Source organism: Citrobacter freundii complex sp. CFNIH4, assembly GCF_002934505.1.
Classification (GTDB): domain Bacteria; phylum Pseudomonadota; class Gammaproteobacteria; order Enterobacterales; family Enterobacteriaceae; genus Citrobacter; species Citrobacter freundii.
In genome coordinates this window covers 3,995,899-4,018,301 of the sequence record NZ_CP026231.1, presented here as the reverse complement: position 1 = coordinate 4,018,301, position 22,403 = coordinate 3,995,899, and the positions used below count along the sequence as shown (strand labels likewise).

Sequence of the window (22,403 nt, the reverse complement as noted above, 5' to 3'; positions counted from 1 at the left end):
CCTTATCCGGCCTACAGAGTTCAGCACTTTCAAATAATTGCGCCGAAAATGTAGGCCGGATAAGACGCCCCTGGCGTCGCCATCCGGCAAAAGATTAGAATAGTTCGTGCGTCTCACCATTATCGATAATGGTCGTCCCCACTTCATGCACCGCCTGTTGCGTCGGCTGAGTGCCTTCAATGAAGTACTCTGCGCGGCTATTGCCACCGCTTGCCAGTTGTCCTGTGCTGCGATCGATATTGACCGTCACGATACCCGGTGGCGGCGTCAACGGCTGTTCAGGCACGCCTTCCAGCACGGACTTCATATAGGCATCCCATGCTGGCTGCGCACTCTTCGCACCGCCTTCGTAGCCGGAGATTTGGTCTTTGATCGCGCCGGAAGCTGTCGTATGACCAAGGTTGCGGCGATGATCATCAAAGCCGATCCATACTGACGTCACCACGCCTGGTCCGTAACCGGAGAACCACGCATCTTTAGAGCTGTTGGTGGTTCCGGTTTTCCCGCCGATATCATGACGCTGTAAATCGCGACCTGCGCGCCAACCGGTTCCCATCCAGCCTGGTTCACCAAATATATTGGTGTTCAGCGCGCTTTTAATCAGGAAGGCCAGCGGTGTGTTGATCACGTGCGGAGCGTATTCCTGTGTGCCGCTTTGCGCGACCAGTGCCTGGTTAGCCTGTTCAAGCTGTGGCATAGGCACGGCGGCATTCTGCTGTTCCTGCGAGACCGCGACATCTTCTACGTTACTGTTTTCCAGCACGTTAGATTTCTGGGTATCGCCGTAAATCACTGGAATATCGCATTCCGGGCAGGCAATTTTTGGCTTCGCTTCGAAGATAACGCCGCCCATATCGCTTTCGATCTTACTGATGAAATATGGATCGACCAGGAAGCCGCCGTTAGACATCACTGCGTAACCGCGCGCCACCTGCAACGGTGTGAACGAAGCCGAACCCAGCGCCAGTGACTCGGTATGCACAATGTTCTGTGCCGGGAAACCGAAACGTTGCAGATACTCTGCCGCGTAATCCACGCCCATGGCGCGCATGGCGCGTACCATCACCACGTTTTTCGACTGACCCAGCCCCTGACGTAAGCGGATAGGACCGGCGTACTGCGGCGGGGAGTTCTTCGGCTGCCAGTCGGAACCAGCACCGGCATCCCAGCGGGAGATTGGCACGTCGTTGAGCATGCTCGCCAGCGTCAGACCTTTATCCATCGCGGCGGTATACAGGAATGGCTTGATGTTAGAACCCACCTGGCGTAACGCCTGCGTTGCACGGTTAAACTTGCTCTGGTTGAAGTCAAAACCACCAACCAGTGCCAGCACCGCGCCGTTTTGCGGATTGATGGAGACCAGTGCGGAGTTGACGTCTGGCACTTGCGCCAGCCACCAGGCATCGCCCACCTGGCGTACCCAGATTTGCTGGCCGGCCTGTACCACGTCGGTCACTTTGCGCGGCGTTGGGCCTTGTTGAGTATCCGAGCGGTAAGGACGCGCCCAGCGCATGCCATCCATGCGTAATGACACTGACGTACCATCTGCCAGCGCGGCAATGGCTTCCTGCGGATTGGCACTGGTAACAACCGCCGGTAACAGCGGTCCATAAGTCGGCAGCGCTTTCAGCGTATCGGTGATGTTTTTGCTGTCCCAACTGCTTTCGCCCACTTTCCACAGCACGTTCGACGGGCCGCGGTAGCCGTGGCGCATGTCGTAATCCATCACGTTGTTACGTACTGCCTGCTGAGCTGCCTGCTGTACTTTGCGTGTAATGGTGGTGGTGATGCGATACCCGTCTTCATAGGCTTTCTCGCCATAACGGTTATACATCTCCTGGCGCACCATTTCAGACAGATATGGTGCAGAGAAAGCGATTTCCGGCGCGTGGTAGTTGGCGTCAATGGCCTCACCTCGCGCCTGATCGTACTGGGCCTGCGTGATGTAGTTTTCGCTCAACATACGCGACAGTACAACGTTACGTCGCGCGGTTGCCCGGTCCATCGAATAGAGAGGGTTGAAGGTTGACGGCGCTTTTGGCAGACCGGCAATCACCGCAATTTCACTTAAGCTGAGTTGATCCACCGTTTTACCGAAATAGACCTGCGCGGCAGCACCCACGCCATAGGCGCGATACCCCAGGTAAATCTTGTTCAGATACAGCTCGAGGATCTCATCTTTACTCAGCAGTTGTTCAATGCGGATCGCCAGGAACACTTCTTTGATCTTACGCATCAGCGTACGTTCCGGGCTCAGGAAGAAGTTTCTCGCCAACTGCTGGGTAATGGTACTCGCCCCTTGCGACGCGTGACCAGAGAACAATGCTACGCTGGCTGCACGGAAGATCCCCACCGGGTCTACCCCGTGGTGCTCATAAAAGCGGCTGTCTTCTGTGGCGATAAAGGCTTTAACCATTACCGGCGGCATCTGATCCAGCGTGACCGGGATTCGACGTTTCTCGCCATACTGCGCGATTAGCTCGCCGTCAGCGCTGTAAACCTGCATCGGGATCTGTAAACGCACATCTTTGAGCGTCGCGACGTCAGGTAATTGCGGCTCGATATAGCGATAAAGGCCATAAATCGAGCCTGCTCCCAGCAGGATGCAACATACTGCAAGGATTAATAAATACTTTACGAACTTCACTGGAGATTTCCCATTTAGTGGCATTTGGGCAGTTTATAAACAAACGCGCGGTAGTATAAAGGCAAGCCAGACGCATTGATATACCCGTTAAAGCGACGGGTGATAAGGAGATCATCAGCAATGGCTTTTAATATCTGGAAAATTGGTCTGCATATTCAGCAACATGAAGTGCTGGCTGTCGCTATCGTTCGCGAAGCATCAGGTTGGTATCTGCAACGCTGGTGGCGTATACCGCTGACGCCTCAGGTTATCGTCGATGGTCATATTCGCGAGCCTGAACAACTGGTCGCCGCGCTACTGTCGTGGAGCCGGGAGCTCCCTCGCCGACACCATATTCATCTCTCTTTTCCGGCCAATAGGACGTTACAAAAAAAGTTTCCTCGTCCGACAATGACGTTACGCGAGCCAGAGCAAACCGCATGGTTGTCCGGTTCGATGGCGCGTGAACTGGATATGGCGCCGGATGCACTGCATTTTGATTATAGCGAAGACACGTTGAGCCCGGCGTTTAACGTCACTGCTGCGCAAAGCAAAGAGATTTCAGCGCTTCTGACGCTTATCCAAACCCTTAAGGTGCAGGTTACGGCGATTACCCCGGACGCCAGCGCGTTACAGCGATTTATTCCCTTCCTGCCGGATCATCACCAGTGTCTGGTATGGCGTGATGATGCCCAGTGGTTATGGGCGACCCGTTCAGCATGGGGACGTAAATCAACGGGCGATATTAGCTGTATCGAGGAGCTTGCCACGACATTATCTCTGCCCACGACAGCCATTGCGAAATGCTCCCCCGGCGGCTTCGATCCTTTAAGCGCCGTGTTTGTACGCCAGCCGCCCATTCCAACGCAAAGCCATCACTTCGCCATTGCGCTGGGACTCGCTATGGGGGGCGTGTACTGATGATTGCGACCATTAATCTTCTGCCCTGGCGTCAGGCTCGGCGTTACGCTTGCCTGCGCTTCTGGGGCATCTTATTTAGCGCTTCACTCTTGCTTAGTATTGGCGTGTTGTTGCGCTATTACAGCGCTTTGAGTGTAGAAAATCGGGCTGAATTGTTGCTGGCAGACGCCGAAAAGACGCGGGCCGAGGCCCTCATGGCGCTGAAGCCGCGTATGCAACTGCGCCAGCAACGATGGCAGCAGGTTCAGGCACGGAACAAACAGCGTGAGCAGACCCGAAGCTGGCAGCGGGCTTTGCAAGGGCTGGCGGAATTACTGCCGGAGCAGGCGTGGTTAACAAAAATGACCTGGCAGGAGGACACGCTGGAACTGACGGGAAACACACTGAACTTTGCCGCATTGAAGGCATTGGAAGCGCAATTACGCCAGTTGCCGTTATTTATGTTGAACAGCCCTGGAGAAACGCAGCAGGATGCGCAGGGACGCTGGCAATTCCACTTTCGACTGACACGGAGCGGTGCGCATGATAACGCTCTGTGATGTCTGGTTAGCGCAGTCGCCACGCTTTCGACTCATATGCTGGTGCGGCTGGATGTTGGGGTTACTCATACTGGTGACGCTATGTCTTTACCCCTTAGCGCGGGAGCGGACTATGCAACGCGAGTCGCTGGTCCAGCAACGTGCGGCTATTCAGATGCAATGGCGAGATGTATATCTGCTGGCGGCATCACCAGCAGAGTCTGAAGAGAAACTGACCCTGTTCTCCCCGCTGCTGTTTCAGAATTCACTTACCCGTCTTATCCACTGGCAACCCTCAGCTCAGGGGGGAGAGATGGCGCTGATATCGGCCTGGGATGCTATCCCGCTGACGTTTGTCCAGTTGGCGGCTCAGGGGATGAACGTCAGCCGATTTTCGCTTACCGCAGAAGGCACGGAGCTGCTGCTAACGCTAAAGCTGGAGCGCCTGAATGATGGTTGAGCGCTGGCTGTTGATATGCGTAAGCGTACTGATGCTTACCGGTATGCGTAATCCCTTCCTGCCGCCGGAGGACCGTTGTCAAATTGCTGAGCTGTCGACATGGCGTTTTCAGGGCATGGTGAGTCAGGGCACACGACCCATCGGCATCGTTCAGGATAGCCAGAAAAAATGGCTGCGGGTTAAGCGAAATGACGTCCTGAAAAACGGTTGGACGATTATGCAGATAACGGCCCAGAACATAACTCTCGACACAGAAAAAAACTGCGAACCGCCGCGGTGGCAGTGGCAGCGACAAGGAGCGGTAAATGAAGCGATGGATAGCGTTGATACTAATGGCACTGGCGGTTGGGATAACAAGCGCGCTGGCGACGAAACCGCAAAACGTGACGCTGGTAGTCGATGATGTGCCGGTTACGCAGGTATTGCAGGCGCTGGCTGAACAGGAACAAAAAAACCTGGTGGTTTCGCCGGATGTCAGCGGTGTGCTGTCGCTGCATTTGACGGATGTCCCCTGGAAGCAGGCATTGCAGACGGTGGTGAAAAGCGCCGGTCTGGTATTACGCCAGGAGGGCAATATTCTGCATGTGCATTCTGTTCAATGGCAGAGTGAAAATGCGGCTCGTCAGGAAAACGAGCAGGCGCGGATTCAGGCTAGTCTTCCGCTGGAACATCGCAGCATCATTTTGCACTATGCTGATGCCACCGAGCTGGTAAAAGCCGGAGAAAAGCTGCTCAGTGCCAAAGGAAGCATGACGGTGGATAAACGAACCAACCGCTTACTGCTGCGTGACAATCGTGTTGTTCTCAACACCCTGGAAACGTGGGTGGCGCAAATGGATTTGCCGGTTGCCCAGGTTGAACTGGCGGCGCATATCGTCACCATTAATGAAAAAAGTTTGCGTGAGCTGGGGGTGAAGTGGTCACTGGCTGACGCACAACAACCGGGGGCGGTTGGGAATGTCACAACGCTTGCCAGCGATCTCTCTGTAGCCACCGCCACATCCCGTGTGGGATTTAACATTGGCCGTATTAACGGTCGTTTACTGGAACTAGAGTTGTCTGCGCTGGAGCAAAAACAGCAACTGGATATCATTGCCAGTCCACGATTACTGGCATCTCACCTGCAACCTGCCAGTATTAAGCAGGGCAGTGAGATCCCTTATCAGGTCTCCAGCGGTGAAAGCGGTGCGACATCCGTCGAGTTCAAGGAAGCGGTACTGGGGATGGAGGTGACGCCAACGGTGTTGCAGAAAGGGAGAATCAGGCTGAAACTGCATATCAGCCAGAATGTTCCGGGACAGGTTCTACAGCAGGCAGATGGCGAAGTGTTGGCTATCGACAAGCAAGAGATTGAAACGCAGGTCGAGGTAAGAAGCGGCGAGACAATTGCGCTTGGCGGGATTTTTTCACATAAGAATAAATCCGCAGCCGACAGCGTGCCGCTATTAGGCGACATTCCCTGGCTTGGCTCTCTTTTTCGCCATGATGGTAAAGAAGATGAACGGCGCGAATTAGTGGTCTTTATAACGCCCAGACTGGTTTCAACGGAATAACTTATGCATGAAAAGCCATTGTTTTTGCACTGAACACGTTTCAGGGATTTGACGTGAGGGTGTATTTAGCATACAAGGAGTACCGATTTGAGCGTCGGTACTTTTCTTTACTTATGCGGCAGTGAATACGCTTTGCCTTTCCGGTGGTGTGCCATAGGCTTATTGGGTGTCATTTGGCTGCGCGATACGTCGCCAGGTCTGATGTTTGCAGGGTAGCATGCCTGCCACGACCAGAAATGCGTTAGGTTTGGTGATTTATTCAGTTGCCAAACCCGCTTGAGTATTGAGATAATTTTCAGTCTGACTCTCGCAATATCTTATGAGGTTTCAGTTCATGTCCTGCTGCGCTGGGTGTCTGCGAAGCGGGTTTACCATTAACGAATAGTCTTAGTAGTACCGAAAAAATGGCAGAGAAACGCAATATCTTTCTGGTTGGGCCTATGGGTGCCGGAAAAAGCACTATTGGGCGCCAGTTAGCTCAACAACTCAATATGGAATTTTACGATTCTGATCAAGAGATTGAGAAACGAACCGGAGCTGATGTGGGCTGGGTCTTCGATGTAGAAGGTGAAGACGGCTTCCGTGATCGCGAAGAAAAAGTCATCAACGAGTTGACGGAAAAACAGGGTATTGTGCTGGCAACTGGCGGTGGCTCTGTAAAATCACGTGAAACACGTAACCGTCTTTCCGCGCGTGGCGTCGTGGTCTATCTTGAAACGACAATTGAAAAACAACTTGCGCGTACTCAACGTGACAAGAAACGCCCGTTGCTGCAGGTAGAATCACCGCCTCGTGAAGTTCTGGAAGCGTTGGCTGACGAACGCAATCCTCTGTACGAAGAGATTGCTGACGTGACCATTCGCACCGACGATCAGAGCGCAAAAGTCGTAGCAAACCAGATTATTCATATGTTGGAAAGCAACTAATTCTGGCTGAATACACACTCGTCTGCGGGTACAAGTAACTAAGGTGGATGTCGCGTAATGGAGAGGATCACAGTCACTCTCGGGGAACGTAGTTACCCTATCACCATCGCGGCTGGTTTGTTCAATGAGCCAGCTTCATTCTTACCGCTGAAATCGGGCGATCAGGTTATGTTGGTGACCAACGAAACCCTGGCCCCCCTTTATCTCGATAAGGTTCGCGGCGTACTTGAACAGGCGGGTGTTAACGTTGATAGCGTTATCCTTCCCGATGGCGAGCAGCATAAAAGCCTGACGGTTCTGGATACGGTTTTCACCGCGTTACTGCAAAAACCGCACGGTCGTGATACCACGTTAGTTGCCCTTGGCGGCGGCGTGATTGGCGATCTAACCGGTTTTGCGGCAGCCAGCTATCAACGTGGTGTTCGTTTTATTCAAGTCCCGACAACCCTGTTGTCGCAGGTCGACTCCTCCGTTGGCGGCAAAACCGCCGTAAACCATCCCCTCGGTAAAAACATGATTGGCGCGTTTTACCAACCGGCCTCCGTGGTGGTGGATCTCGATTGTCTGAAAACGCTTCCTGCGCGTGAGCTGGCATCGGGGCTGGCGGAAGTGATCAAATACGGCATCATTCTTGACGGTGAATTTTTCAGCTGGCTGGAAGACAATCTGGATGCGTTGTTGCGTCTGGACGGTCCGGCGATGGCGTACTGTATTCGTCGTTGTTGTGAGCTGAAAGCAGAAGTTGTCGCAGCAGACGAGCGCGAAATGGGCTTACGTGCTTTACTGAATCTGGGGCACACGTTTGGCCATGCGATCGAAGCTGAAATGGGTTATGGCAATTGGTTACATGGTGAAGCAGTTGCAGCAGGTATGGTAATGGCTGCCCGTACGTCTGAACGTTTGGGTCAGTTCACCTCCGCTGATACGCAGCGCATCATTACGCTGTTACAGCGAGCAGGCTTACCGGTGAATGGGCCGCGTGAAATGTCCACTGAGGCTTATCTGCCGCACATGCTGCGAGATAAAAAAGTGTTAGCGGGAGAGATTCGTTTGGTGCTTCCGCGAGCGATAGGGAAGAGTGAAGTGCGCGGCGGAGTGTCGCACGAGGTGGTTCTTAACGCTATTGCTGATTGCCAGCAGGCGTAACAACAAGAAAGGTCAGGCTTACGTTGCGAAACGTAGGTCTTTTAGCTTCAGGTTATGTGCAAAGTCGTAAGCATTAACCTTTGAGTGGGGTGTTAAATGGATGAATTCAAACCAGAAGACGAGCTGAAACCCGATCCCAGCGATCGTCGTACTGGTCGTTCTCGTCAATCGTCTGAACGCGATAATGAGCCGCAAATCAATTTTGATGATGTTGATCTGGATGCTGACGATCGCCGTCCTGCGCGCGCACGCAAAGAGCGTGATGAAGAGCAGAACATTGAAGAAGAGTATGAATCTGATGACGATACCGTGGATGAAGAGCGTGTAGAACGTCGTCCGCGCAAGCGTAAGAAAGTCGCCAGCAAGCCTGCCTCTCGCCAGTATATGATGATGGGCGTGGGTGTTCTGGTACTGCTGCTGCTGATTATCGGCATTGGTTCTGCGCTGAAAGCCCCCTCATCTTCTTCCAATGAGCAGGCAGCATCTGGTGAGAAGAGCATCGATCTCTCTGGCAGCAATGCAACGGATCAGGCGAGTGCAACGACACCTGCAACGGGCGCAGAGCAGACTGCTGGCAATACCCAGCAGGATGTTTCCCTGCCACCGATTTCCTCTACCCCGACTCAAGGTCAGGCACCTGCGGCAACTGAAGGGCAGCAGCGTGTTGAAGTGCAGGGCGATTTGAACAACGCTCTGACACAACCGCAAGGCCAGGAGCAAGTTAACAACGCTGTGGTTAACTCTACGCTGCCGACCGAACCTGCGACCGTTGCGCCGATGCGTAATGGTAATGCTGCGCGCCAGACTGCGAAAACGGAAACGACTGAACGTCCTGCGGCTACGCATCAGGAACGTAAACAGGCCGTAATTGAGCCGAAGAGCAAACCGCAAACTACGGTGAAAGCGACGCCGACAGAGCCGAAACCTGTTGCCCAGGCAAAACCAACCGCAACTGCGCCGACTACCACAACCAAAGCGCCTGTGGTAACCGCTACGCCGAAAGTGACCGCTGAGCCGAAAGCAACCACGACGGCGCCAGCACAGACCGCAACGCCTGCGCCAACGGCGACAGCAACAACGACAACACCTGTTGCTGGCGGAGCGAAAAGTGCAGGTAACGTTGGAGCGTTAAAATCTGCGCCGTCCAGCCATTACACGCTGCAGCTCAGCAGTTCTTCTAACTACGACAACCTGAACGGTTGGGCGAAGAAAGAAAACCTGAAGAACTATGTGGTGTACCAGACGACGCGTAACGGTCAACCGTGGTATGTTCTGGTGACAGGCGTGTATGCGTCTAAAGAAGATGCGAAACGTGCAGTGTCTACGTTACCCGCTGATATTCAGGCGAAAAACCCGTGGGCAAAACCGCTGCACCAGGTTCAGGCCGATTTGAAGTAAGATAGGATATGTTCTGCAATGGTTTGCTGTTTCGCCCAATTGCGGGACAAAGACTAAAGCGCAGGATGCTGTCGGAGCTTTCTCCACAGCCGGAGAAGGTGTAATTAGTTAGTCAGCATGAAAAAAAATCGCGCTTTTTTGAAATGGGCAGGGGGGAAATACCCCCTGCTTGATGATATCAAACGGCATTTACCTCAGGGTGAGTGCCTGATTGAACCTTTCGTGGGTGCCGGGTCGGTGTTTCTCAACACCGACTTTTCTCGTTATATTCTTGCCGATATCAACAGCGACCTTATCAGTCTCTATAACATCGTGAAGACGCGTACCGATGAGTATGTGCAGGCTTCTCGTGAGCTGTTTATGCCTGAAACCAATCAGGCTGAGGTGTACTATCGGTTCAGAGAAGAATTTAATGCCAGCCAGGATCCGTTCCGCAGAGCAGTGCTGTTCTTGTATCTGAACCGCTTTGGTTACAACGGATTATGCCGTTATAACCTGCGCGGCGAGTTTAACGTCCCGTTTGGGCGTTATAAAAAACCTTACTTCCCGGAAGCCGAGTTGTACCATTTTGCTGAGAAAGCGCAGAATGCGGAGTTCCATTGCCTCTCCTATGAAGAGTGCATGGACCGTGCGGATAGCAACTCTGTGGTCTATTGCGACCCGCCTTATGCACCACTTTCGGCGACGGCAAATTTCACTGCGTATCACACCAACAGCTTTAGCCCGAAAGAGCAGGCGCATTTGGCCGAGATGGCAGAAAAGCTGGTCAGTAAGCAGATCCCAGTGTTAATTTCGAACCACGATACGCCCGATACCCGTGAATGGTATCGAGCGGCGAAACATTTTCAGGTCAAAGTGCGGCGCAGCATAAGCAGCAATGGCGGCACGCGTAAAAAGGTGAACGAACTGCTGGCACTGTATAAACCAGGAGTCGTAACGCCTGCGAAGAAATAAATCTCAAGGAGAAGCGGATGAAACAGTATTTGATCGCCCCCTCAATTCTGTCGGCTGATTTTGCCCGCCTGGGTGAGGACACCGCGAGAGCGCTGACTGCCGGTGCCGACGTTGTGCACTTCGACGTCATGGACAATCACTACGTACCGAACTTGACCATCGGACCGATGGTACTGAAATCGCTGCGTAAATATGGCATCACTGCCCCGATTGATGTTCACCTGATGGTGAAACCGGTCGATCGTATTGTCCCGGACTTCGCCGCCGCCGGTGCCAGCATCATTACTTTTCACCCGGAAGCCTCCGAGCATGTCGATCGCACTTTACAGCTGATCAAAGAGCATGGCTGTAAAGCGGGCCTGGTGTTCAACCCGGCAACGCCGCTGAGCTATCTGGACTACGTCATGGATAAGCTTGATGTGATCCTGCTGATGTCCGTTAACCCAGGCTTTGGCGGGCAGTCCTTCATCCCACAAACGCTGGATAAACTGCGCGAAGTGCGTCGTCGCATTGATGAATCTGGCTACGATATCCGCCTCGAAGTGGACGGCGGTGTCAAAGTGAACAACATTGGCGAAATTGCCGCGGCAGGCGCAGATATGTTTGTCGCAGGCTCCGCTATTTTCGACCAACCAGACTACAAAAAAGTCATTGATGAAATGCGCAATGAACTGGCGAAGGTAAGTCATGGATAAGTTTCAGGATATTCGGGGCGCTGCATTTGACCTCGACGGCACGCTGGTCGACAGCGCGCCGGGATTAGCCGCAGCGGTGGATATGGCGCTGTATGCGCTGGAATTGCCGGTTGCCGGAGAAGAACGCGTTATCACCTGGATTGGTAACGGTGCAGATGTACTGATGGAGCGCGCGCTGGCGTGGTCTCGTCAGGAGCGCGCGACATTACGTAAAACGATGGGTAAACCGCCCGTTGATGATGATATTCCCGCTGAGGAACAGGTACGTATTTTGCGTAAGCTGTTCGACAGATACTACGGTGATGTCGCAGAAGAGGGGACATTCCTGTTCCCTGATGTTGCCGACACGCTGGGCGCGCTGCATGCGAAAGGATTGCCGCTGGGTCTGGTAACCAACAAACCGACCCCGTTTGTCGCGCCATTACTCGAAGCATTAGATATCGCCAAATACTTTAGCGTGGTCATCGGTGGTGACGACGTGCAGAATAAAAAACCGCATCCGGATCCGCTGCTGCTGGTGGCAAGCAAGCTTGGCATCAAGCCTGAGCAAATGCTCTTCGTAGGGGATTCACGCAATGATATTCAGGCGGCAAAAGCTGCTGGCTGTCCGTCCGTTGGCCTGACCTATGGCTACAACTACGGTGAGTCGATCGCGCTGAGCCAGCCCGACGTTATTTACGACCGTATTAATGAACTACTGCCCGCTCTCGGGCTTCCGCATAGCGAAAATCAGGAATCAAAAAATGACTAAGCCCATCGTTTTTAGTGGCGCACAGCCCTCAGGTGAATTGACCATTGGCAACTATATGGGTGCGCTGCGTCAGTGGGTGAGCATGCAGGATGACTACCATTGCATCTACTGCATCGTTGACCAACATGCCATCACCGTTCGTCAGGATGCGCAGCAGCTGCGTAAAGCAACGCTCGATACGCTGGCGCTGTACCTGGCATGCGGTATCGATCCTGAAAAAAGTACAATTTTCGTGCAGTCTCACGTACCGGAACATGCACAGTTAGGTTGGGCACTGAACTGCTACACCTACTTCGGCGAGCTGAGCCGTATGACCCAGTTCAAAGATAAATCCGCACGCTATGCGGAGAACATCAACGCCGGCCTGTTTGATTATCCGGTACTGATGGCGGCAGACATTCTGCTGTATCAGACCAACCAGGTACCGGTTGGCGAAGATCAGAAACAGCATCTGGAACTGAGCCGCGATATCGCCCAGCGCTTCAACGCCCTGTATGGCGAGATCTTCAAAGTGCCTGAGCCGTTCATTCCTAAATCCGGTGCGCGCGTGATGTCGCTGCTGGAGCCGACGAAGAAAATGTCCAAGTCGGATGACAACCGCAACAACGTGATCGGTCTGCTGGAAGATCCGAAATCTGTGGTTAAGAAAATCAAACGCGCGATGACCGACTCTGAAGAGCCGCCTGTTGTACGCTACGACGTGCAGAACAAAGCGGGCGTTTCCAACCTGCTGGATATCCTCTCTGCGGTCACCGGCCAGAGCATTCCGGAGCTGGAACAGCACTTCGAAGGCAAAATGTATGGTCATCTGAAAGGTGAAGTCGCAGAGGCCGTTTCCGGTATGCTGACCGAGCTTCAGGAGCGTTATCACCGTTTCCGTAACGATGAAGCTTTCCTGCAGAAAGTGATGAAAGACGGTGCGGAAAAAGCCAGCGCACGTGCTTCTGTTACGCTGAAAGCCGTTTACGAAGCGATTGGTTTTGTCGCCAAGCCGTAATGCGCTCTGTGTTGTTGAAGAAACCGGGTTACGCCCGGTTTTTTTTCGCCTGTTGGTTTGTGAACCTCAAAAAATGTGAAGCGTCTCGCCGTTTGCATATTTCCTCATTGCGTTATATCTTCACTTTAATGAAGATATAAATATTCAATTTACTGAAAATATAAAATGCGTCGGACATTTATCAAGAAAGAGGGGGTTGTGCTGACAACCCTGGCCCGTTACCTGCTCGGTGAGAAGTGCGGTAACCGATTGAAAACTATTGATGAACTGGCAGCCGAGTGTCACTCATCGGTAGGGTTAACCCAGGCTGCGTTGAAAACGCTGGAGTCCTCTGGGGCAATCCGTATTGAGCGTCGTGGGCGTAACGGTAGCTATCTGGTGGATATGGATAACCGTACGCTGCTAAAGCATGTGGATATTAATAACGTGGTCTGTGCGATGCCGCTGCCCTACACCCGTTTATATGAAGGACTGGCGAGTGGGCTGAAAGCGCAGTTCGATGGGATCCCGTTTTATTATGCACACATGCGTGGGGCTGATATTCGCGTGGAATGCCTGCTAAACGGCGTCTACGACATGGCGGTGGTTTCTCGTCTGGCGGCGGAAAGTTACCTTGCTCAGGACGGGCTGCGCATCACGTTGGCGCTGGGACCGCATACCTACGTTGGCGAGCATCAGCTAATTTGTCGCAAGGGCGAATCTGCAGTTGTAAAACGTGTCGGGCTCGATAACCGTTCGGCGGATCAGAAAATCATGACCGAGGCCTGTTTTGGCAACCGTAACGTTGAATTGATCGATATGCCTTATCACGAAAGCTTGCAGCGCATCGCGAAAGGGGATGTGGATGCGGTTATCTGGAACGTGGTTGCAGAGGCCGAGCTGGCGGTACTGGGGTTAGAAGCCACGCCGCTCACCAACGACCCGCGATTTCTGCAGGCCACGGAGGCCGTGGTACTTACCCGCGCAGAGGATTATGCGATGCAGCAGCTACTGCGCGCCGTTGTTAACAAAGAGGCGCTGCTTGCCCACCAACAACGTGTGGCGAACGGTGAACAGGAACCCAGTTATTAAGTGAAGGCAAACGACATGGAAAACAGGCTTAACCTGCTGTGTGAAGCAGGCGTTATCGACAAGGATATTTGTAGCGGCATGCTGCAAGTGGTCAGGCGGTTGGATGAAGAGTGGCGTTTGCCGATTCACAGCGAGCAAGGAACCATGGCGATGACCCATATGGCGAGTGCGTTAATGCGCAGCCGCCAGGGCGAAGTGATTGAAGCGCTGGATGGCGAGTTGCTGGAGGAGTTGGCGCAATCTCATCTCTGGCCAACTATTTTGCTGGTACATCAGGCGCTGATGAAAGAGTTTACGGTGGCGCTGCACGCGAATGAAGAAGGCTATATGCTGGCGAACTTGTATGGATTGTGGATGGCGGCGAACGAAGGCGTCTGAAATCAATGGGGAATGAGCTTATTGCATCTTAAATATTCAAAAAAATGAATATTTAACTGAAGGATTAGAAACGAGGCAGAGAAATGTTTATAGACGCATTGAAACGCCAGAACCCCGCGCTAATCTCCGCCGCTATCGCGTTATGGCAGCAGGGAAAGATCGCCCCTGACAGTTGGGTCATTGATGTTGACCAGGTCATTGAGAATGGCAAACGTCTGCTGGATGTCGCGGGGCAACATGGTATCTCGCTGTATCTGATGACCAAACAGGTTGGACGTAACCCGTGGCTGGCGGAGAAACTGTTGCAGCTTGGCTATGAAGGCATCGTGGTTGTCGATTACAAGGAGAGTCGCGTCATGCGCCGTGCCGGGTTGCCGGTTGCGCATCAGGGACATCTGGTGCAGATCCCGTCGCGGCTGGTCAATGAGGCTGTAGCGCAAGGTACTGAAGTCATCACATTGTTCTCACTGGAGAAAGCGCGCGAAGTTTCCGCTGCTGCGGTGAAGGCCGGCTGTGAACAGAACGTGATGCTGAAGGTGTACGACAAAGATGATTTTCTCTACCCGGGGCAGGAAAGCGGATTTCCGCTGATGTATCTGACGGATGTGGTCAATGAAATCCGCAGGCTGCCGGGCCTGCGCCTGAGCGGCCTCACCCATTTCCCCTGCCTGTTATGGGATGAAAACTCCGCGCAGACGATGCCGACGCCTAATCTGCATACGCTGGTAAATGCCCGACGTCAGTTGGTTGAGGCCGGGATTGCCATTGAGCAGCTTAATGCGCCGTCAGCCAGTAGCTGTTCGTCACTCCCCCTGCTGGCGGAATATGGCGTCACCCATGCGGAGCCGGGTCATGCGTTGACCGGCACCATTCCTTCCAATCAAAAAGGCGACCAGCCGGAACGCATTGCGATGCTGTGGTTGAGCGAGATATCGCACAATTTTCGCGGAGACAGTTATTGCTACGGCGGGGGCTATTATCGTCGCGGCCATGCGCAAAATGCGCTGGTCTTTACGCCAGAAAATGACGCGCCTATAGCCGCGAAACTAAAACCCGTGGACGACAGCAGCATTGACTACTACCTGCCTGTGGCCGGTGAGTTTCCGGTGAGCAGCGTGGTGATCTTCTGTTTTCGCACCCAGATCTTCGTGACGCGTAGCGACGTGGTGCTGGTGTCGGGCATTCAGCGCGGCGTAGCTGAAATCGTCGCGCGATACGACAGTCTCGGCAATATTCTGGAGGACTAATGGCCCGATTTGTGGTGTTGGTAATCGACAGTTTTGGCGTTGGCGCAATGAAAGACGTCACGCGGGTCAGGCCGCAGGATGCCGGAGCGAATACCTGTGGTCATATCCTGGGCGAACTCCCGCATTTACGGCTGCCAACGCTTGAGAAGTTGGGGCTGATTAACGCTCTGGGCTTTGCGCCGGGCGTGATGAAACCTTCGGAATCGGCAGTCTGGGGCGTTGCGGAGCTGCAGCATGAAGGGGGAGATACCTTTATGGGCCATCAGGAAATTTTAGGCACGCGGCCTCAGGCACCGCTGCGGATGCCATTTAGCGACGTCATTGATCGCATTGAGCAAGCGCTGAAAGTCGCGGGCTGGCAGGTGGAACGTCGCGGTGGTGAGCTGGCGTTTCTGTGGGTCAACGATGCGGTTGCAGTGGGCGATAACCTCGAAGCGGATTTAGGTCAGGTCTACAACGTCACTGCCAACCTGTCCGCCATTGCGTTTGATGAGGTGCTAAAGATTGGCCGCGTAGTGCGTGAACAGGTTCAGGTCGGGCGCGTCATAACCTTTGGCGGCCAGCTTGCGAACAGCCAGCGCATTCTGGATGCCGCCGAAACGATGGAAGGGCGCTTTGTCGGCATTAATGCCCCACGCTCCGGCGCGTATGAAAGCGGTTTTCAGGTCAGGCATATGGGCTTTGGCGTAGATGAGCAGGTACAGGTACCGCAAAAACTGCATGACGCCGGAATCCCTACCGTGCTGGTCGGTAAAGTGGCGGACATCGTTGGCAATCCGCACGGGTGCAGCTGGCAAAACCTGGTAGATAGCCAGCAGATTATGGATATCACGCTTAACGAATTTAACGCGGAGTCGACGGTATTTATCTGTACCAACATTCAGGAAACCGATCTCGCCGGACACGCTGAAGACGTCGCACGTTATGCCGAACGGCTGCAGCTTGTTGATCTTAATCTTTCACGCCTTCTGACCGCTATGGAGCCAAATGACTGTCTGGTGGTCATGGCCGATCACGGCAACGATCCGACCATAGGGCACAGCCACCATACCCGGGAAGTTGTGCCGGTATTGGTGTATCAACAGGGGCTGGAGCCTGCGCAATTAGGTATCCGGGCGACGTTATCCGATGTTGGCGCTACGGTGTGTGAATTTTTCGGCGCGGCGGCGCCACAAAACGGCTGTTCTTTTCTCTCGGCATTGCGCCTTACAGGAGACACCTTATGAACTTTGATCCGACGGGCTACACCTGGGTCCACGAACATCTGCATATCGATCTCTCCGGATTTAAGAATAACCTCGACTGCCGGTTAGATCAGTACGATCTCATTTGTCAGGAAATGAAGGATCTCCGGGCGTTAGGCGTCAGCAACATTATTGAGATGACCAACCGCTATATGGGACGTAATCCGCAATTCATGCTCGACCTGATGCGCGATACCGGAATTAACGTCGTGGCCTGCACAGGCTATTACCAGGATGCGTTCTTCCCTGAACATGTTGCGGCCCGAAGCGTGGAACAGCTCGCGCAGGAGATGGTCGATGAGATAGTCATCGGTATTGATGGTACTGAATTGAAGGCCGGAATTATCGCGGAAATCGGCTCTAGTGAAGGCGTGATTACGCCGCTTGAAGAGAAGGTGTTTATCGCCGCGGCGCGGGCACACATCGAAACTGGACGCCCCATCTCAACCCATACCTCTTTTAGCACGATGGGAGTGGAACAGCTGGTGTTGCTACAGGCGCACGGCGTCGACCTTTCCCGCGTAACCGTTGGTCACTGCGACCTGAAAGATAATCTCGACAATATCTTACGCATGATCGAGCTCGGCGCGTATGTGCAATTCGATACCATCGGAAAAAACAACTATTACCCGGACGAGAAACGCATCGCCATGCTGCACGCGATACGCGATTGCGGACTGCTTAGCCACGTCATGCTCTCTATGGACATTACCCGCCGCTCGCATTTAAAAGCCAATGGCGGCAATGGCTACGACTATCTGTTAACCACCTTTATCCCACAGCTGCGCCAGTCAGGATTCAGTCAGGCCGATGTGGACACGATGTTACGTGATAACCCCTCAAAATTTTTCCAATAAGGACAGAATCATGAAAAAGATTGGCGTTGCTGGCTTACAGCGTGAGCAGATTAAAAAAACCATCGAAACCGCAGCACCGGGCTGCTTTGAAGTCTCCATTCATAACGATATGGAAGCGGCGATGAAGGTGAAATCCGGACAACTGGATTACTACATCGGCGCTTGTAACACCGGTGCGGGTGCAGCACTGTCGATTGCCATCGCGGTGATTGGCTACAACAAGAGTTGCACTATCGCCAAGCCGGGTATTAAGGCGAAAGACGAACATATCGCAAAAATGGTTGCGGAAGGGAAAGTGGCGTTTGGTCTCTCCGTCGAACATGTTGAACATGCGATTCCGATGCTGGTTAACCACCTGAAATAAAAGGCATGACTATGGATCTGTATATTCAGATTGTGGTGGTGGCCTGCCTGACCGGCATGACGTCACTTCTGGCACACCGCTCGGCGGCCGTCTTTCATGACGGCATCCGCCCGATTCTGCCGCAGCTGATCGAGGGGTACATGAACCGCCGGGAGGCGGGAAGTATCGCGTTTGGTCTGAGTATCGGCTTTGTCGCGTCAGTGGGGATCTCCTTTACCCTGAAAACTGGCTTGCTCAACGCCTGGCTGCTGTTCCTGCCGACGGATATTCTCGGCGTGCTGGCAATGAACAGCCTGCTGGCGTTCGGTCTGGGCGCTATCTGGGGCATATTGATTCTGACCTGCCTGCTTCCGGTGAACCATTTGCTCACGGCGCTGCCGGTTGATGTACTGGGCAGCCTCGGTGAGCTGAGTTCTCCGGTGGTTTCCGCATTCGCACTCTTCCCGCTGGTGGCGATTTTCTACCAGTTTGGCTGGAAGCACAGCATTATCGCGGCGGTGGTAGTACTGATGACCCGCGTGGTGGTGGTGCGTTACTTCCCGCATCTGAACCCGGAATCAATTGAGATTTTTGTGGGGATGATGATGCTGCTGGCGATCGCCATTACGCATGATATTCGCCATCGCGGTGATGAGGAGATGGATGCCAGCGGGCTATCGGTCTTTGAAGAACGAACCTCACGGATTATTAAAAACCTGCCGTACATCGCGATTGTCGGCTCGCTGATTGCCGCCGTTGCCAGTATGAAAATTTTTGCTGGTAGCGAGGTCTCAATTTTTACGCTGGAAAAAGCCTATTCAGCGGGGATTACGCCTGAGCAATCGCAGACGCTGGTTAACCAGGCGGCGCTGGCGGAATTTATGCGTGGGTTGGGTTTTGTGCCGTTGATTGCCACCACCGCGCTGGCAACCGGTGTATACGCGGTAGCGGGCTTCACCTTTGTTTATTCCGTTGGTTATCTGGCTCCGAACCCGTGGATAGCGGCAATCCTTGGCGCTATCGTGATTTCCGCGGAAGTGCTGCTGCTGCGCTCAATTGGCAAATGGCTTGGGCGTTATCCGTCAGTGCGTAACGCATCGGACAATATTCGTAATGCGATGAATATGCTGATGGAAATGGCGCTGCTGATAGGCTCGATTTTTGCCGCCATCAAGATGGCGGGCTACACCGGCTTCTCGATTGCGGTAGCGATTTACTTCCTTAACGAATCGATAGGGCGTCCGGTGCAGAAGATGGCGGCCCCGGTCGTGGCGGTGATGATTACGGGTATTGTGCTGAATATTCTCTACTGGTTTGGTCTGTTTGTTCCGGCCTGAGGAGGCGTAAAACATGAAGACGTTCCCTCTGCAAAGTCTTACGCTCGCGCAAGCACAACAAAAGCAGTTTGCGCTGGTGGATTCGCTCTGCCGTCACTTTCCTGGCGCTGACTTTCTGGCCGGTGGCGATTTGGGGCTGGCCCCTGGGCTGAATCAGCCCCGGGTCACGCAGCGTGTGGAAAAAGTGTTGGCAGATGTCTTTCATGCCGAGGCGGCTGTGCTGGTTCAGGGGGCTGGCACCGGGGCTATTCGCGCCGGGCTGGCCGCACTGCTCAAACCCGGGCAGCGGCTGCTGGTACACGACGCACCTGTGTATCCTACAACACAGGTGATCATTGAGCAGATGGGCATCACCCTTGTCAGAGCTGATTTCAACAGCGCCTCGGCAATCATGCGGGCTATTACGCAGTATCGCCCTGATGCCGCGCTGGTACAGCATACGCGGCAGCAACCGCAGGACCATTACGTTTTAGCGGATGTGTTGGCTGAATTAACACAATGCGGCGTACCGACATTAACCGATGATAACTACGCGGTGATGAAAGTAGAGGGTATCGGCTGCGAGTGTGGGGCGACGCTGTCCACCTTTTCCTGCTTTAAGCTCTTCGGCCCGGAAGGCGTAGGGGCGGTTGTCGGCAAGGCAGAGGTCATCGCTAAAATTCGTAGCACCCTCTATTCCGGCGGCAGCCAGATCCAGGGAGCGCAGGCGCTCGAGGTACTTCGCGGTCTGGTTTTCGCTCCGGTGATGCATGCGGTGCAGGCTGGCGTTTCTGAGCGTCTGCTGAATCTGCTCGATAGTGGAGCGATACCTGAGGTGAAAAAAGCGGTTATTGCTAATGCCCAGTCGAAGGTGCTGATCGTGGAGTTTCACCAGCCGATTGCCGCCCGTGTGCTGAAAGCGGCGCAAGAGAGAGGTGCGCTACCGTATCCGGTAGGAGCGGAGTCGAAATATGAAATCCCGCCGCTGTTTTATCGCCTCTCCGGGACCTTCCGTGAAGCGAATCCAGAGCTGAGCGACTATGCGATTCGTATTAATCCCAATCGCAGTGGCGAGGACACGGTGCTGCGGATTTTGCGGGAAAGCGTGAGTGCATGTGAGTGAGCGTAAATCTAAAATGAAAAAACCGGGAAATTCCCGGTTTTTTGTATCTGCGCAATCGCGTATATTATTGATTTGCAGCCGGGCCGCAGCCACCAATAATTTTAGAAATTGAAATCGCCGGATGGAATAAATAATCGTAGCTACAGTTGTTTTTTGTGTTTTCAATATGACCAGTACATGCGGTCAGCGTAGCCAGTACACCTGCCACGATGGTGATTTTTGCAAATTTAAACATGATAAAATCCTTGTAAGATATCTATTTTTTAAATGGATGAAATCCATTTCTCGGCGGTTAAGATATCAACTAAGGAAGATTTTAAATAGTCCGAATAAGGACGTGATAATGTTAGGGTAAATTATATTTTTAATGAATTAAAATGCTATGAAATGTATCTATTATTAATAAATTGATGAATGATATTTTATTTAGATTAAATATTAACTTTTGTGAATCATAAATAAATGCCCTGAATATCAGGGCATTTATTAGCATTCAATTAATGATTCGAGAACCAGTTCAGCTTATCGCGTAGTCCAACCACGCGACCGACGATAATCAGCGCCGGACTTTCAACCTGTTGCGCCAGTTCACCGAGTTGTGTAAGAACCCCGTTGACGACGCGTTGCTTCACGGAAGTCCCGTTTTCTACCAGCGCGACGGTCATATCAGGCTGCATGCCAAATTCAATCAGTTTTTCCTGGATGGTGGCTGCCTGATTCAGTCCCATGTAGAACACCAGCGTCTGTTTCTCGGCCGCCAGGTTTTCCCAGTCCAGCTCACCGCCGGTTTTCAGGTGTCCGGTAACCAGACGCACGCTCTGAGCGTAATCACGATGGGTCAGTGGAATGCCGGAATAGGCAGAACAACCGGATGCTGCGGTAATACCAGGCACTACAGAGAATGGAATACCGGCATGGCACAGCGTTTCCAGCTCTTCGCCACCACGGCCAAAGATGAACGGGTCGCCACCTTTCAGTCGTACCACGCGCTTGCCCTGTTGTGCTTCACGCAGCAGGATCTGATTGATCTCTTCCTGCGGTACGCAGTGATAGCCCGCACGTTTGCCGACGAACACCCGGTCTGCATCGCGGCGTACAAGGTTCATGATGTCGTCGGAAACCAGGCGGTCATAGACCACGACATCCGCTTGCTGGATCTGCTGTAGCCCTTTCAGCGTCAGCAGGCCGGCATCGCCAGGACCGGCGCCAACCAGCACCACTTCACCACGGTGATCCAGCGGTTCGCTGAGCATTTGCTCGGTGGTTTCCTCGACGGCTTTCAGGTCATTGTTCGCCAGCGACTGCGCCAGGCGGTCATTCACGAACAATTTTTCCCAGAAGCGGCGACGTTCACCCATGCTGGCAAACTGTTTCTTCACCCGGGAGCGCAACTTGCCGGCATATTGTGCGACCTGGCCCAAATGCTGAGGCAGTACGGATTCAAGCCTTTCACGCAGCAGACGGGCAAGCACCGGCGATGTCCCGCCGGAGGAGACCGCCACCATCAGCGGCGAGCGGTCGATAATGGAGGGCATGATAAAACTGGCTGCTTTTGGCGCGTCGACCACGTTGCAGAAGATACGACGTGACTCCGCGGCGGTGCTGACGCTTTGGTTGACGGCATCGTCATCGGTGGCGGCAATAGCCAGCCAGCAGGTGTTGAGCAGGGACTCATCGAACGGTCCCTCAACCAGCGTCAGCATGCCTTCATCTGCCCATACTTTGAACTGCGGAATAAACGCCAGTGCATTAACCGTTAAACGGGCGCCCGCTTCCAGCAGTAACCGCGCTTTGCGTTCTGCGACATCACCACCGCCGACGATCAAGCAGTCGCGGTCACGTAGTTGACAAAATATAGGCAAATGGTCCACGACATTAC

The 22,403-nt window shown here is 53.4% G+C and carries 23 protein-coding genes; 20 read left to right on the top strand and 3 right to left on the bottom strand.

All coding sequences use genetic code 11. The annotated features are described in order from the left end of the window. Window positions 1-94 precede the first annotated feature (94 nt). Entirely contained in the window at window positions 95-2,647 is a 2,553-nt protein-coding gene (gene mrcA / locus C2U41_RS20695; RefSeq protein WP_048217082.1) for a peptidoglycan glycosyltransferase/peptidoglycan DD-transpeptidase MrcA, read from the bottom strand. A gap of 120 nt (window positions 2,648-2,767) precedes the next feature. Between mrcA and C2U41_RS20690 the strand changes: the two genes are divergently transcribed. The 20 genes from C2U41_RS20690 to C2U41_RS20595 all read left to right on the top strand — a co-directional run bounded on the left by C2U41_RS20690 (window position 2,768) and on the right by C2U41_RS20595 (window position 20,524). Continuing rightward, window positions 2,768-3,547 (top strand): hypothetical protein, encoded by a 780-nt coding sequence (locus C2U41_RS20690; RefSeq protein WP_032937255.1) that lies wholly within the window; start codon window positions 2,768-2,770, stop codon window positions 3,545-3,547. Beyond that, entirely contained in the window at window positions 3,547-4,086 is a 540-nt protein-coding gene (locus C2U41_RS20685; RefSeq protein WP_032937257.1) for a PilN domain-containing protein, read from the top strand. Before C2U41_RS20690 ends, C2U41_RS20685 begins: the two co-directional genes overlap by 1 nt. Then, the gene (locus tag C2U41_RS20680) at window positions 4,070-4,525 is read left to right on the top strand and encodes a HofO family protein (protein ID WP_032937258.1); all 456 of its coding nucleotides are present in this window, start codon (window positions 4,070-4,072) and stop codon (window positions 4,523-4,525) included. Before C2U41_RS20685 ends, C2U41_RS20680 begins: the two co-directional genes overlap by 17 nt. After that, window positions 4,515-4,928, top strand: coding sequence for a HofP DNA utilization family protein (locus tag C2U41_RS20675; RefSeq protein ID WP_032937259.1), 414 nt, complete (start codon window positions 4,515-4,517; stop codon window positions 4,926-4,928). Before C2U41_RS20680 ends, C2U41_RS20675 begins: the two co-directional genes overlap by 11 nt. Further along, the gene (hofQ, locus tag C2U41_RS20670) at window positions 4,831-6,078 is read left to right on the top strand and encodes a DNA uptake porin HofQ (protein ID WP_032937260.1); all 1,248 of its coding nucleotides are present in this window, start codon (window positions 4,831-4,833) and stop codon (window positions 6,076-6,078) included. Before C2U41_RS20675 ends, hofQ begins: the two co-directional genes overlap by 98 nt. Window positions 6,079-6,482: 404 nt before the next feature. Further along, a complete protein-coding gene (gene aroK / locus C2U41_RS20665) occupies window positions 6,483-7,004 on the top strand; it encodes a shikimate kinase AroK (protein ID WP_003023552.1) in 522 nt (173 codons plus the stop codon). Window positions 7,005-7,061: 57 nt separating this feature from the next. Continuing rightward, window positions 7,062-8,150, top strand: coding sequence for a 3-dehydroquinate synthase (aroB, locus tag C2U41_RS20660; protein ID WP_003837915.1), 1,089 nt, complete (start codon window positions 7,062-7,064; stop codon window positions 8,148-8,150). Window positions 8,151-8,246: 96 nt separating this feature from the next. After that, window positions 8,247-9,548: a cell division protein DamX gene (gene damX, locus C2U41_RS20655; protein ID WP_046671289.1), complete on the top strand. Its 1,302-nt coding sequence runs from the start codon at window positions 8,247-8,249 to the stop codon at window positions 9,546-9,548. 117 nt (window positions 9,549-9,665) lie between these two features. Beyond that, window positions 9,666-10,502: an adenine-specific DNA-methyltransferase gene (gene dam, locus C2U41_RS20650; RefSeq protein ID WP_003023558.1), complete on the top strand. Its 837-nt coding sequence runs from the start codon at window positions 9,666-9,668 to the stop codon at window positions 10,500-10,502. Between the two features lie 17 nt (window positions 10,503-10,519). Continuing rightward, window positions 10,520-11,197, top strand: a complete 678-nt coding sequence (gene rpe / locus C2U41_RS20645; protein ID WP_003023561.1) for a ribulose-phosphate 3-epimerase — start codon at window positions 10,520-10,522, stop codon at window positions 11,195-11,197. Then, on the top strand, window positions 11,190-11,948 hold the full coding sequence (gene gph, locus C2U41_RS20640; protein ID WP_003837920.1) for a phosphoglycolate phosphatase: 759 nt from the start codon (window positions 11,190-11,192) through the stop codon (window positions 11,946-11,948). The genes rpe and gph overlap by 8 nt, the downstream gene beginning before the upstream one ends. Next, window positions 11,941-12,945, top strand: coding sequence for a tryptophan--tRNA ligase (trpS, locus tag C2U41_RS20635; RefSeq protein WP_003023564.1), 1,005 nt, complete (start codon window positions 11,941-11,943; stop codon window positions 12,943-12,945). Before gph ends, trpS begins: the two co-directional genes overlap by 8 nt. A gap of 165 nt (window positions 12,946-13,110) precedes the next feature. After that, a complete protein-coding gene (gene yhfZ, locus C2U41_RS20630) occupies window positions 13,111-14,016 on the top strand; it encodes a GntR family transcriptional regulator YhfZ (RefSeq protein ID WP_003847977.1) in 906 nt (301 codons plus the stop codon). 15 nt (window positions 14,017-14,031) lie between these two features. Continuing rightward, window positions 14,032-14,394: a hypothetical protein gene (locus C2U41_RS20625; protein ID WP_003023568.1), complete on the top strand. Its 363-nt coding sequence runs from the start codon at window positions 14,032-14,034 to the stop codon at window positions 14,392-14,394. Between the two features lie 83 nt (window positions 14,395-14,477). Continuing rightward, window positions 14,478-15,641, top strand: coding sequence for a YhfX family PLP-dependent enzyme (locus C2U41_RS20620; RefSeq protein ID WP_048217085.1), 1,164 nt, complete (start codon window positions 14,478-14,480; stop codon window positions 15,639-15,641). Next, entirely contained in the window at window positions 15,641-16,867 is a 1,227-nt protein-coding gene (locus tag C2U41_RS20615) for a phosphopentomutase (protein ID WP_103848261.1), read from the top strand. Before C2U41_RS20620 ends, C2U41_RS20615 begins: the two co-directional genes overlap by 1 nt. Continuing rightward, a complete protein-coding gene (locus tag C2U41_RS20610) occupies window positions 16,864-17,742 on the top strand; it encodes a phosphotriesterase-related protein (protein WP_103848262.1) in 879 nt (292 codons plus the stop codon). The genes C2U41_RS20615 and C2U41_RS20610 overlap by 4 nt, the downstream gene beginning before the upstream one ends. Before the next feature lie 10 nt (window positions 17,743-17,752). Continuing rightward, window positions 17,753-18,106, top strand: a complete 354-nt coding sequence (locus C2U41_RS20605; RefSeq protein WP_003023576.1) for a DUF2620 domain-containing protein — start codon at window positions 17,753-17,755, stop codon at window positions 18,104-18,106. Window positions 18,107-18,117: 11 nt separating this feature from the next. Further along, window positions 18,118-19,422, top strand: coding sequence for a YhfT family protein (locus C2U41_RS20600; RefSeq protein ID WP_103848263.1), 1,305 nt, complete (start codon window positions 18,118-18,120; stop codon window positions 19,420-19,422). A gap of 13 nt (window positions 19,423-19,435) precedes the next feature. Then, window positions 19,436-20,524, top strand: coding sequence for an aminotransferase class I/II-fold pyridoxal phosphate-dependent enzyme (locus C2U41_RS20595; protein WP_103848264.1), 1,089 nt, complete (start codon window positions 19,436-19,438; stop codon window positions 20,522-20,524). Window positions 20,525-20,588: 64 nt separating this feature from the next. On the opposite strand, the gene C2U41_RS20590 is transcribed toward C2U41_RS20595, so the two are convergent. Further along, a complete protein-coding gene (locus tag C2U41_RS20590; RefSeq protein WP_003837939.1) occupies window positions 20,589-20,759 on the bottom strand; it encodes a YhfL family protein in 171 nt (56 codons plus the stop codon). A 262-nt stretch (window positions 20,760-21,021) separates the two neighbouring features. After that, complete coding sequence (gene cysG, locus C2U41_RS20585; protein WP_016151091.1) at window positions 21,022-22,395, bottom strand: siroheme synthase CysG; 1,374 nt, start codon at window positions 22,393-22,395, stop codon at window positions 21,022-21,024. Window positions 22,396-22,403 lie beyond the last annotated feature (8 nt).